This window comes from Arthrobacter sp. GmRoot5-12 (assembly GCF_059739365.1).
In genome coordinates this window covers 2,391,215-2,403,799 of the sequence record NZ_AP046056.1, presented here as the reverse complement: position 1 = coordinate 2,403,799, position 12,585 = coordinate 2,391,215, and the positions used below count along the sequence as shown (strand labels likewise).

Genomic DNA, 12,585 nt, shown 5'->3' with positions numbered 1-12,585 from the left:
AAAGCAGCAGGAGAGACTTCCTTGGAATCGTCACCACGCATTGTCATTATCGGAGCCGGCATCGTCGGCACCAACCTCGCGGATGAACTCGTCACGCGCGGCTGGAACAACATCACCGTCCTGGACCAGGGACCCCTCAACATGCCCGGCGGCTCCACCTCGCACGCCCCGGGACTGGTCTTCCAGACCAACCCCTCCAAGTCCATGGCGCTGTTCGCCAAGTACACCGTGGAGAAACTGCTGTCCCTCACCGAAGACGGCGTCAGCTGCTTCAACCAGGTGGGCGGCCTGGAGGTTGCCACCACCGAGACCCGCCTCGCGGACCTGAAGCGCAAGCTCGGCTATGCGCAGGCATGGGGCATCGAAGGCTCCATTCTTTCCCCGGCAGAATGCAAGGAGCTTTACCCGCTCATCAACGATGAGGACATCCTCGGCGGCCTGCACGTCCCGAGCGACGGCCTGGCCAGCGCGGCGCGGGCGGTGCAGCTGCTGATCAAGCGCACCGAAGCGGCCGGCGTCAAGTACTTGGGCAACACCACTGTGACCGGCATCGAACAGTCCGGCAGGCAGGTCACCGGCGTCCAGACGCCCGACGGCGTGATCCCGGCAGACATCGTGGTCTCCTGCGCCGGCTTCTGGGGTGCAAAGGTGGGCGAGCTGATCGGCATGTCCGTGCCGCTGCTGCCCCTGGCCCACCAGTACGTCAAGACCACCCCGGTTCCGGCACAGCAGGGCAAGAACGAACTGCCCAACGGCGCCCGGCTGCCCATCCTCCGGCACCAGGACCAGGACCTCTACTACCGCGAACACGGCGACCGCTACGGCATCGGCTCCTACGCCCACAAGCCCATGCCCGTGGACCTCGACGAACTCGGCAGCTTCAAGCCGCATGAGATCAGCGAGCACAACATGCCGTCCCGGCTGGACTTCACCCTCGAGGACTTCCTCCCCGCGTGGGAAGCCACCAAGCAGATCCTGCCCGCCCTGCGCGAAAGCGAGATCGAGGACGGCTTCAACGGCATCTTCTCCTTCACCCCCGACGGCGGATCCCTCGTTGGCGAGTCCAGGGAACTCGACGGCTTCTTCGTGGCCGAAGCCGTCTGGGTCACCCACTCCGCCGGCATCGCGCGCGCTGTGGCCGAACTCCTGGTGGACGGCAAGTCCTCCATCGACCTGGGCGACTGCGACATCCACCGCTTCGAGGACGTGCAGCTGACCCCCGAATACGTCAGCGAAACCTCGCAGCAGAACTTCGTGGAGATCTACGACGTCCTGCACCCGCTGCAGCCCAAGCTCTCCCCGCGCAACCTGCGCGTCAGCCCCTTCCATGCCAGGCACAAGCAGCTGGGCGGCTACTTCCTGGAAGGCGGCGGCTGGGAACGGCCCTACTGGTTCGAGGCCAACGCCGAGCTCCTCAAGGAGATGCCCGCTGACTGGCAGCCGCCGGCCCGTGATTCCTGGTCCGGCATGTTCAGCTCGCCTATTGCCGCGGCCGAGGCATGGAAGACGCGCACCGCCGTCGCCATGTACGACATGACCCCGCTCAAGCGCCTCGAAATCTCCGGACCGGGCGCCCTGAAGCTGCTGCAGGAACTGACCACCGCGGAAATGAACAAGAAGCCCGGAGCCGTCACCTACACGTTGCTCCTGGACGAGCAGGGCGGGGTCCGCAGTGACATCACCGTGGCCCGCCTCAGCGAGGACACCTTCCAGCTCGGTGCCAACGGCAACATCGACACCGCCTACTTTGAACGCGCAGCCCGCCACCAGACAGCAAGCGGCAGCGCCGACGACTGGGTCCAGGTCCGCGACACCACCGGCGGCACCTGCTGCATCGGCCTGTGGGGCCCGCTCGCCCGCGACCTCGTCAGCACCGTCAGCAGTGATGACTTCTCCAACGATGGCCTGAAATACTTCCGCGCCAAGAAGGTGGTCATCGGTGGCGTCCCCGTTACCGCCATGCGCCTGTCCTACGTCGGTGAGCTGGGCTGGGAACTGTACACCAGCGCCGACAACGGACAGCGGCTCTGGGATGCACTGTGGAAGGCCGGCCAGCCGTTTGGCGTCATCGCTGCCGGGCGGGCCGCGTTCAGCTCGCTCCGCCTGGAAAAGGGCTACCGCTCCTGGGGCACGGACATGACCACCGAGCACGACCCCTTCGAGGCCGGCCTGGGCTTCGCGGTGAAGATGGCCAAGGACAACTTCGTCGGCAAGGCGGCCCTGGAAGGCCGCACGGAGGAGAACTCCGCGCGGCGCCTGCGCTGCCTCACGGTCGACGACGGCCGCAGCCTGGTGCTCGGCAAGGAACCGGTGTTCTACAAGGACCAGGCAGTTGGCTACGTGACCAGCGCCGCCTACGGCTACACGGTCAGGAAACCGATCGCCTATTCCTACCTGCCCGCCGAAGTTTCGATCGGCGACTCCGTGGAGATCGAGTACTTCGGACGCCGGATCGTTGCCACGGTGACCCAGGACCCGCTGTACGACCCCACCATGACCCGGCTCCGCGGGTAGTGCCATGATCAGCTCAGAGACAGTCAGCAGCTACCTCACACGCCTGGCCGCAAAACAGCCCACGCCGGGCGGCGGTGCAGCCGCGGCCCTGCATGCGGCCCAGGGTGCAGCCCTGGTGGCCATGGTGGCGCGTTACACCACAGGCGCCAGGTACGAACAGCACGCACCCCAGGTGCAGCGCATTACCCAGGCAGCAGACAATCTCATTACCGAGGCACTGCGCCTGGCCGACGCGGACGAACAGGCCTTCCAGGCAGTCATCGACTCCTACAGGCTGCCGTCCGACACGGATGAGTCCAAGGCCGCGCGCGCGGCCGGGATCCAGTCGGCACTCATCCAGGCTGCACAGACACCCGCCCAGCTCATCAAGGTCTCAGGCGACATCGTGGACCTCGCCACGGAGCTGTTCGACGTGGCCAACGCGAACGTCATCAGCGACGTGGCAGCGGCTGCCGATGCCGCCCGCGCAGCTGCCGCCACCGCGCGCGTCAACATCGACATCAACGTCGTGGCGGTCAAGGACCCGGAGGCACGCGCGCTGCTTGCCCGGCAGACGGACGGTATTGAGGAAAAGGTAGTCCTGGCGGCTGAGGCCCTCTCGGCCCGCGTGCGGGAAAGGATCCTTGGTTGAGCACCGCAGTACTTTCCGGAAAGCCTTTGGCCGGTTTGTTCCACAAGGAAGTGCAGGAGCAGGTCCGGTCGCTTGAACTGGACGGCGTCCGCCCGGTCGTGGCGGTGGTCATGGCGACCGCCGATGAGTCAACGCACTGGTACGTCCGCTCCATCGAGCGGGCAGCGGAGCGGGCAGGAGTGGGTTGCCGGATCATCGACCTGGGCCATGACGCAACGGAACCGGTGCTGGCCAGCGTCCTGCGGGACCTGAGCGCCGAACCGTCCGTGAACGGCATCATCCTGCAAACTCCACTGCCGCCCGGTGTCCGGACGGACAACCTGGTGGGCCTTATCGCCCCGGAAAAGGACATTGACGGCGCAAATCCGTTGAGCCTGGGTCGCCTTGCCGTGGGGCAGCCGGCCTTTGCGCCCGCCACCGCGCGCTCCGTCGTCGAAATCCTGGATCATTACCAGGTTCCCCTGGCGGGCAAGGGCGTGGTGGTCGTGGGCCGGTCCGCCGTGGTGGGCAAGCCACTGTCCCTCCTGCTGCTGGCACGCGATGCCGCCGTGACGGTCTGCCATTCCAGGTCGGGCCCTCTTGAGCGCTACACGAAGGATGCCGACGTCGTGGTGGTCGCCGCCGGACGCGCCGGCCTGCTGACCGGTAGCCATGTCTCCTCCCGGACGGTAGTGGTCGACGTCGGCACGAACGTCCTTCCCGACGGCTCGCTGGTGGGTGACGTGGACGAAGCCGGCGTCACCGGGACGGCAGCGGCGCTCACCCCGGTTCCCGGCGGCGTGGGCTCAGTGACCACGGCATTGCTGCTGCTTCACACCGTGGAGGCCGCACGCAGGCAAGTGTCTTCCCTGCCGCTGGCGGCCGGGCCCCTGGAGTCCCAGGTCCTGGAAGCCGCGGGCTAGGAAAAGCGCAGCGTTAGCAACGGGCGTCCCGTTTTCCGTGAAAGGTGCTTCGATGGGCCTAAGACCTGGGGAGGTATTCCTCATCGAAGCACCGTTTTCGGAAAACGGGACCCCGCAACCGGCATGGTGCCGGTGACTTAACAAGGAGGGGCCCCGGATGCCTGCCAATGGATTGACAGCCACCGTTTCCAGGAGCACGGCTGCGCCGGGTCCCATCCCGGAACGCGGGTGCATACCGTGGTCCGAAGCGCGCCATGTGGCCTTCGGTTCCGCCGGTCCGCTCCCGCCCGTGGCAGTCCCGCTCGCTGAAGCCAATGGACGCACGCTGAGCCGGGATGTCACCGCCCTCCAGGACCTCCCGCATTATGCCTCGTCCGCCATGGACGGTTGGGCCGTGAACGGGCCTGGTCCATGGCTGCTGGCCGGAGCCGGCCAGCACGCCTCCCCGGTGCCTGCAGGCAACAGATTCCTGCCTGCAAACAGTGCCGCCGTGATTGCCACCGGCGGCCTGGTACCGCACGGTGCCGATGCCGTCCTGCGGAAGGAAAGCGGCCTGGCCGTGCGGGACCCCAACGGCAACCACATCCTGGCGCTGCGTGCCGATGCGAAGCCCGGTGAGCCGTGCAGCGGCCAACACATCCGCCCTGCCGGGCAGGAAGCCCGGTCAGGGGACGTACTCATCCCTGCCGGCACCGTCCTTAATCCCGCGCACGTGGCCCTGGCTGCGGCGGCAGGGCACGACACCGTCCAGGTCCGCGCCCGGCCCGCTGCCGCCGTCGTACTCACCGGCGCCGAAGTGGTGACGCAAGGAATTCCGGGCCCGGGACAGGTCCGGGACACCTTTGGCCCGCAGCTCGGACACGTGGTTTCCCTGCTCGGCGGTGTTGCGGACAGCCCGCAAAGAATCGGTGACTCGTTCAGCGATTGGCTGGCTGCCCTGGAGAACCCGGTGATGCCCCATGGCGGGCACGCAGACGTGCTCATCACCACCGGCGGCACCGGAAAATCCGGCACCGACCATTTCCGTGCCGCCGTCGACGCCATGGGCGGGCAGTTGCTGGTGGACGGCATCGCGATGCGTCCCGGGCACCCGGCAGTGCTCGCCGCGCTTCCCGGCGGCCGGTTCGTCATTGGCCTGCCCGGCAATCCCCTGGCGGCCATGATGGCCCTCCTCACCCTGGGCGCACCGCTGATGGCCTCGCTTGGGGGCGCGCAGCTGCCTCCGTTGCAGCTCGTGATGTCCGGCTGCGACCTCGAGGGCGATCCGGGAAGGACACGCCTGGTCCCCTGCCGGTTCCTGTCCGGCCTTGCGTTCCCAGTCCAGCACACCGGGCCCGGCATGATGCGCGGGCTTGCCTGGGCGGACGCGGTCATGGCCGTTCCACCCCAGGGTGTAGATTCCGGGGGACCCGTTCCCGTGCTCCCGCTTCCGTGGGCAGCACCAGAAACCACAAGGACACCCGGAGCGGAGGCCACCATCCCACCCTGACGCACAGGCTTGCCCTGTTTACCCCCTCACCAGGCACTCGATATGGCAGAGGTCTCCCTGTCCCAGCGGTCAGGGCCTTTGGTGTGACCCGGAGTCCCCAGCAGGAGCGCCTACACACTTTGCCTTTAGGGGGTCACACTCTTGACATTGAATGTGAGCTAGCGCACGATTTTGTTGCATACAGCGAAGGTTGTTGATCATCACGGAACGAGGCACGCCCGGATACGCTCCTCCCGTCCCCCGGCTCCACCCGTGATGACTTTGGGGAACAGACGAACGAATTCATGATGGCCGATCCGAAAGGGGCCCTGGCCCGTGCATCGGCCGCACAACGCTGCCAGTATCCATGCGGCAGCGCCAGATCACCAAAGGAAACTGTCTATGACTATCAGGGATGGCAGCACCATCGATCAAAGCAGCGCGGGGCGCCGGAACCGGGGAACGACGCCGAAGCCTGTCCGTGGGTCCAGGAAACAGCGCTCTGGCACCTTCAGCGGTTTGCGCTGAAGCCGGAAGGGAACGAATCTCAATGATCAATCCAACCAAGACGACGGCCCCCGTCGACACCTCCTCATCAAAAGAGACCAGCTCCAAGTTCAAGCGCCGCTTCATGATGCGGCTTGTAGCGGTCTTCATAGGCGGGATGTTCCTCGACGGTTACATCCTCGGAATCATCGGCCCGGTCACCGGATCCATGCGGTCAGATCTCCAGCTCGACGCACTATCGCTGGGCATGATCGCTGCAGGCCCGCTGGCTGGTATCTTCATCGGCTCCCCGCTGGCTGGCTGGGCTACTGACAAGTTCGGACGCAAGCCAATGTTCCTGGTGGACATGGGCCTGTTCCTGGTCGCCTCAGGAGCCCAATTCTTCGTAACCTCTGGAGACGGCGCCGTGATCCAGCTGGCCATCATCCGATTCATGATGGGCGTCGCGATCGGCGGCGAGTACTCAATCGGTGGGCCACTGCTGTCAGAGTTCTCCCCACCCAAGCTCCGCGGGCGGTTGCTCGGGCTGACCCTGATCGCCTGGTACGTCGGTTTCATGATGGCATTCATCATCGGCACGCTCCTGCACGACGCCGGCACCCCATGGCGCCTAGTACTCGGCACGAGCACGATACTGGCATTCGTTCTGTTCCTCGCCCGCATGGGCCTCCCCGAATCGCCGAGCTGGCTCATTACTAAGGGACGGCACAAGGAAGCACTCGAGATCGCACACCGATATGTCGAATCGCCGCAGATGCACGACAGCATCACCGGAGAGATGGATCTGAGGATGCTCCAGGAGGCCCAAGCCGCGGAGAGTGGGACCAAAATCAAGAACGCCTCCTTCGGAATGCTGTTCTCGAGGCAGTACTGGCGCGCCACTGTCTTCACTGCAGGTTTTTGGTTCTGCGCGGTCACTCCGTACTTCGCGATCGCGACCTTCGCCGACGAGGTACTCAACCAATTCGGCTTCGGCGGCGGCTGGGCCGGTGGAGTCGGCCTGTCCGCACTTGCGGTCGCGGGCGTTGTCACCAGCGTACTTCTGATTGATAAGCTCGGCCGCCGAATCCTCACTGTGCCCGGGCAGTGGCTCTGCGCGGGCATCCTGCTGGTCATCGGAGTATGGGGGAACGCACCAGCGATCCTCGTGCTCGTCCTGTTTCTCGCCTTCTCCTACTTCAATGCCGGCTACACCACGATGACCCAGGTCTATCCGGCCGAGGTATTCCCCGGCCACCTGCGCGGCGTCGGTATGGGCTTCGCTGCGTCCTTCAGCCGGATCGGAGCCGCACTCGGCACCTTCGCCCTGCCATGGGCGATCGCCAACATCGGCATGGGCGCAACCATGGTCGTAGCCGCCGCCGTCGCATTACTCGGCGCAGTCCTCTCGCAATGGCTCGCGCCTGAGACGAAAGGGCGCACCCTCGCCGAGATTTCAGCAGACTTCTGCCACTGACACCGGGACCGCACGGACACACGCCGCCGGATAACCGGAGCTGCACCAAAGAGGCCTTCGCCGCACCAGCGGCGGGGGCCTCTTCGCCGCCTGTGATCACAGCACCGCCCATCCCCGCAACAAAGCAGGAAACCCTTGACATCCTATGTGAGCTGAGACACCCTGTTGCATATAGTGATGCGCGTTGCTCATAGCGAAGCGAACTTCATCACCCCGGCCAGGCGGATTTCAGCACCAACCAGGAGAACCAAGAATTATGAGCGCATCACCCCGCGTCGTCATTATCGGAGCCGGCATCGTCGGCACCAACCTCGCCGACGAGCTGGCAAGCCGCGGCTGGAACGACATCACCGTCGTCGAGCAGGGCCCGCTGGAGCTCGCAGGCGGCTCCACGTCGCACGCCCCTGGCCTCGTGTTCCAGAACAACCCGTCCAGGACCATGACGGAATTCGCAACCTACACCGTTAACAAGCTGCTCGCCCTGACCAAGGACGGCCAGTCCTGCTTCAACCAAGTGGGCGGCCTGGAACTGGCAACCACCCCAGAGCGCCTGGCCGACCTCAAGCGCAAGATGGGCCTGATGACCTCCTGGGGCGTCGAAAGCCGGATCGTGGACGCCGACGAATGCGAAAAGATCTACCCGCTGCTGAACACCGGCAAGCTTACCGACGGCCGCGAGGTCCTGGGCGGCCTGCTTATCCCCACCGACGGTATCGCCCTGGCGGCCCGGGCCGTGCAGCTGCTGATCGAGCGGACGCGCGAACTCGGTGTCACCTACCTCGGCTCCACCACCGTCACCGGCATCGCACGGGAGGGCAGCAAGGTCACCGGCGTCGAGACCTCCTCCGGTGTGATTCCAGCCGACATCGTGGTGTCCTGCGCAGGGTTCTGGGGCCGTGAGCTCGGCCGGATGGTGGGCCTGGAGGTGCCGCTGCTGCCGCTGGCCCACCAGTACGTGGTCACCACGCCCCTTGCCGAACTTGAGGGCGTCAACGAGCTTCCGAAGGGTGCCAGCAAGCCGATTCTGCGCTACCAGGACAAGGACCTGTACTACCGCGAGTGGGGCGACCGCATTGGCATCGGCAGCTACGCCCACCGTCCCATGCCCGTGGACATGGCTGCACTGCCCAAGGTCCCGGCCGGGGAGATGTCCGACCACCGCATGCCCTCCCGCCTGGACTTCACCCTTGAAGACTTCGTGCCCGCGTGGGAGGACAGCCAGGACCTGCTGCCGGCACTGCGCAGCACCGGAATCCAGGACGGCTTCAACGGCATCTTCTCGTTCACCCCTGACGGCGGCCCGCTCATGGGCGAGGCGCCGGACCTCGACGGCTTCTTCGTGGCCGAGGCAGTGTGGGTCACGCACTCGGCCGGCGTCGCCAAGGCCATGGCCGAACTGCTCGTCGACGGCCAGCCGCAGACCGACCTGCACGGCTGCGAGCTGACACGCTTCGAGAAGGTGCAGACCTCCGACGCGTACGTCAGCGAGACGTCGCAGCAGAACTTCGTGGAGATCTACGACGTCCTGCACCCGCTGCAGCCCCGCGAATCCCCGCGCGACCTGCGCGTCAGCCCGTTCAACGTCCGCCAGAAGGAACTCGGGGCCTTCTTCCTGGAGTCCGCCGCCTGGGAGCGCCCGCACTGGTTCGAAGCCAACCGCGGACTCCTGGCCGAACTGCCGGAAGAATGGCGGGCTCCTGGGCGCGACGAATGGTCCGCCATGTTCCACTCCCCCATTTCCGCGGCCGAAGCGTGGAAGACGCGCACCGCCGTCGGACTTTTCGACATGACGCCGCTGAAGCGCCTCTCCGTCGCCGGCCCCGGCGCCCAAGCACTGCTGCACCGCCTGAGCACGGGCAATATCGCCAAAAAGCCGGGTGCCGTGACGTACTGCCTGCTGCTGGCGGACGACGGCGGCATCCGCAGTGACGTGACCGTGGCCAGGCTGGCCGAGGAGGAGTTCCAGCTGGGCGTCAACAGCAACGTTGACTTCGACTACCTCCGGGTGGAGGCCCGGAAGCAGTCGGCCGCTGATCCTGCCCAGTGGGTCCACGTCACCGACATCACGGGCAGCACCTGCTGCATCGGGCTCTGGGGCCCGCTGGCCCGCGAGGTCATCGGCAAGGTCAGCGGGGACGACCTCAGCAACGACGGCCTCAAGTACTTCCGCACCAAGGAAATCTCCGTTGGGGGCATCCCCGTTACGGCCATGCGGCTCTCCTACGTGGGCGAGCTCGGCTGGGAGCTCTACACCACGGCCGAATATGGGCTGAAGCTCTGGGACCTGCTGTTCGAGGCGGGCCAGGAGCACGGCATCGTCGCCGCCGGCCGCGGTGCCTTCAACAGCATGCGCCTTGAGAAGGGCTACCGGCTGTGGGGCACGGACATGACGTCCGAGCACCACCCCTACCAGGCCGGCCTTGGCTTCTCCGTGGCCAAGGACAAGACGGGCTTTGTTGGTGCCGAGGCCCTGGCGTCGCTCCGCGAACAGCCGGCGGCCAAGACACTGCGCTGCCTGACGGTCGACGACGGCACGTCCGTGGTGCTGGGCAAGGAACCGGTGTTTGTGGCTGGGGAAGCCGTTGGGTACGTCACGAGCGCGGCGTACGGCTTCACCATCCGCAAGCCCATCGCCTACGCCTGGCTGCCCTCGTCAGTGTCCGAAGGGGACGCCGTGGAGATCGAGTACTTCGGCCGGCGGGTGGCCGCCACCGTCACTGCGGAGCCGCTCTTTGACCCGGGCATGGAACGCCTCCGCGGCTGACCAGCCCCGCCCAAAGGGTGGGTGGACCTGCTTGAGACCGGCAGGACCACCCACCCTTTTTGGTGCCTCGGGGAGGGCACTGATTCGCGCGGCAAAACCGTGTCGTAGACTCACCGGAGCAACAACAAATTTGAGGGAACAGGTGTTTGGGGGAACAGCGTGCTGACCAGGGTGTGGCCAGATGACATTCTGGCGTCACTGCCGTGATTCAGCAGCGCCCGGGCCGCCGCCCTTGGACGTTCGCCGCGGTCTGCGTGATGGTGACCTCGCTGACGCTCCTGTTGTTCGGCCCGTCCCTGGGTCCTCCCGCTCGCCGTCGACATACGCGGGAGGGGCAGCGACGGCAGGACTCATGATTGCGTACTGGGCCTGGCGCCTCCCCCGCCGTTCCCGCCGGGTGCAGCGCCATGACGGAGCCGTCGTTTAGCTCCGATCTCCCCTGCCGGTGAAAGGTCCGGCCGCTCCTCTTAATGTCAGACCCTCCCCCGATGATTAGTTCATGGGGAAAGCAGCGGTGGCCAAGGCATATGCGGATATCCGTGGTGCCCTTGCTGTGCTTCATGCCGAGGTGGAGGGGCACGGTCCCGAGCCGTTCTCGCCGGCTGATCCCTTGGCGGGGCTCGCCGATGGTTGCCTTGATATTCTTGCCGGGGCCCGTCAAGTGGAGGCAGGGTTCGCGGCGTTGAAGGCGAAGGCCGCGGTGACGTACTCGGACAGCGCCCATCGTGTTGCCGGGCCGGATGCTTCGGTGCAGGCGCAGGAGATGGCTGTCGCGGCTGAGGTCGGGTGTGTGCTGTCTCTGGGGCCGCGGGCCGCGTCGTCGTTCCTGGCCGCCTCCCACGCCCTGGCCACCACGCTGCCCCGGACGCTGTCGGCACTGGAAGCCGGGGACCTGTCGTGGCAGCATGCCCTGGCCATGGTTGACGAGACGGCCAGCCTTGATGCCGCCGGTGCCGCCGCACTGGAAGGGCACTTCCTGGACCCGGGCGCCCCGGACCCGGCACGGGGCTGCCCGGCCGGGCAGATGCCCGCGCACCGGTTCAGGGCCAAGGCAAGGATTTGGCGGGAACGCCACCATGCCGAGAGCATCGGAAAACGCCACGCTAAGTCCGTGGCGGATCGGCGGGTGGAGTTCCGGCCGGACCAGGACGGCATGGCCTGGCTCTCCGCACACCTGCCCGCCCACCAAGCCTTGGCCGGCTGGAACCGGCTCACCGCCCTCGCCCGGAGCATGCAGGGCCCCGACGAGCCCCGCAGCATGCCCCAGCTCCGGGCCGACACCTTCGCCGACGCGATTCTGGGCAGCGGCACCGCAACCGGGGATGTTGAAGACGGTGAAGCAGCACATGTCCCATCGCCACGGATCCAAGCGCAGGTGCTGGTCACCGTCCCGGTGTCCTCGCTGATGGGGTTGACCGATGAACCAGCCATGCTCGACGGCTACGGGCCCATCCCGCCGTCCATGGCCAGGCAACTCGTCGCCAACGGCGCCAGCTCGTTCTACCGTGTGTTGGTGGATCCGCGGGACGGGGCGCCGCTGGAGATCGGGCGGACCAGCTACAGGGTCACGGGCGCGATGCGGGCCTGGCTGCGGCTGCGGGACGGAAAATGCCCGTTCCCCGGTTGCAGCAACAATTCACTCGACAACGACGCCGACCACATCATCGCCTGGAACAACGGCGGCACCACCGGGATCTCCAACCTGGGACAACCCTGCCGAAAACACCACAAACTCCGGCACAGCACCGGCTGGACACCCACCCCGGCCACCAGGAACGAACCACCCGGCTGGACCTCACCCACCGGCCGCCATTACACGTCCGAACACCAGGATTGGGAACCACCATGGTGGCCCCAGTGGTTCAAACGGATAGTGGGACCCCCCGGAAGGTCACTCGGCGGCCCACCGGACCTTGCGTTCATTCCGCTGTCCCCGGGAGAAGAAGCCTTGGAACGGTTCCTCCACGCCCCCGTATGAGGACTGCTGCACCCCGGTCTGTTTTGGACGTGCCCCACGGTTCTACTGGGCGGACTGTATGCCGGGAGCATGGCCGGAACGCGGCCCACGTTTACCCCTTGCCGCCGTTATGACCCAAGTGTTTGGCTGTTGGCATGGCTGATGAAGAGGTATCCAAGAACGTTCCTTCCGACGAGCACCTGCGGCAGGATGTCGCACCCGGGTCGGAGGGGGAAGCCCAGGACCCACAGGACGGGCAGTTTGCCCCCGGTCAAACGAACGCCGGCCAGCAGGTGTCGGGGCTTGCCTCGGCCAGCGGTTATGGCAAGGACCTGCATCCGGAGGCCGAGCCCCACGGAAACAACCCTGTTTAGGCCGTAAACGAC

The 12,585-nt window shown here is 66.2% G+C and carries 8 protein-coding genes; all 8 read left to right on the top strand.

Annotated features, from left to right (window positions below):
• The first annotated feature begins 21 nt into the window (after positions 1-21).
• The 8 genes from AC6JAM_RS10950 (at position 22) to AC6JAM_RS10915 (ending at position 12,573) form a co-directional block, all read left to right on the top strand.
• Positions 22-2,514 (top strand): GcvT family protein, encoded by a 2,493-nt coding sequence (locus tag AC6JAM_RS10950; RefSeq protein ID WP_478222814.1) that lies wholly within the window; start codon positions 22-24, stop codon positions 2,512-2,514.
• Positions 2,515-2,518: 4 nt separating this feature from the next.
• On the top strand, positions 2,519-3,145 hold the full coding sequence (locus tag AC6JAM_RS10945; RefSeq protein ID WP_134165081.1) for a cyclodeaminase/cyclohydrolase family protein: 627 nt from the start codon (positions 2,519-2,521) through the stop codon (positions 3,143-3,145).
• Entirely contained in the window at positions 3,142-4,047 is a 906-nt protein-coding gene (locus AC6JAM_RS10940) for a bifunctional 5,10-methylenetetrahydrofolate dehydrogenase/5,10-methenyltetrahydrofolate cyclohydrolase (RefSeq protein WP_018771781.1), read from the top strand. The genes AC6JAM_RS10945 and AC6JAM_RS10940 overlap by 4 nt, the downstream gene beginning before the upstream one ends.
• A 157-nt stretch (positions 4,048-4,204) precedes the next feature.
• Positions 4,205-5,536 carry a molybdopterin molybdotransferase MoeA gene (locus AC6JAM_RS10935; RefSeq protein WP_497934657.1) on the top strand — a complete coding sequence of 444 codons (1,332 nt, stop codon included), beginning with the start codon at positions 4,205-4,207 and terminating at the stop codon, positions 5,534-5,536.
• A gap of 529 nt (positions 5,537-6,065) precedes the next feature.
• Positions 6,066-7,478, top strand: a complete 1,413-nt coding sequence (locus tag AC6JAM_RS10930) for an MFS transporter (RefSeq protein WP_497934655.1) — start codon at positions 6,066-6,068, stop codon at positions 7,476-7,478.
• A 256-nt stretch (positions 7,479-7,734) separates the two neighbouring features.
• Positions 7,735-10,242, top strand: a complete 2,508-nt coding sequence (locus AC6JAM_RS10925) for a GcvT family protein (RefSeq protein ID WP_268002063.1) — start codon at positions 7,735-7,737, stop codon at positions 10,240-10,242.
• A gap of 499 nt (positions 10,243-10,741) precedes the next feature.
• Positions 10,742-12,220, top strand: coding sequence for an HNH endonuclease signature motif containing protein (locus tag AC6JAM_RS10920; protein WP_497934654.1), 1,479 nt, complete (start codon positions 10,742-10,744; stop codon positions 12,218-12,220).
• Positions 12,221-12,354: 134 nt separating this feature from the next.
• Positions 12,355-12,573, top strand: a complete 219-nt coding sequence (locus tag AC6JAM_RS10915) for a hypothetical protein (protein ID WP_497934653.1) — start codon at positions 12,355-12,357, stop codon at positions 12,571-12,573.
• Positions 12,574-12,585: the final 12 nt, after the last annotated feature.

What these genes read in the sequence shown, in the direction of transcription:
- AC6JAM_RS10945 (WP_134165081.1), top strand. Translation starts at nt 2,519, where the DNA reads ATGATCAGCTCAGAGACAGTCAGCAGCTACCTCACACGCCTGGCCGCA.
- AC6JAM_RS10930 (WP_497934655.1), top strand. Translation starts at nt 6,066, where the DNA reads ATGATCAATCCAACCAAGACGACGGCCCCCGTCGACACCTCCTCATCA.
- AC6JAM_RS10935 (WP_497934657.1), top strand. Translation starts at nt 4,205, where the DNA reads ATGCCTGCCAATGGATTGACAGCCACCGTTTCCAGGAGCACGGCTGCG.
- AC6JAM_RS10925 (WP_268002063.1), top strand. Translation starts at nt 7,735, where the DNA reads ATGAGCGCATCACCCCGCGTCGTCATTATCGGAGCCGGCATCGTCGGC.
- AC6JAM_RS10915 (WP_497934653.1), top strand. Translation starts at nt 12,355, where the DNA reads ATGGCTGATGAAGAGGTATCCAAGAACGTTCCTTCCGACGAGCACCTG.
- AC6JAM_RS10920 (WP_497934654.1), top strand. Translation starts at nt 10,742, where the DNA reads ATGGGGAAAGCAGCGGTGGCCAAGGCATATGCGGATATCCGTGGTGCC.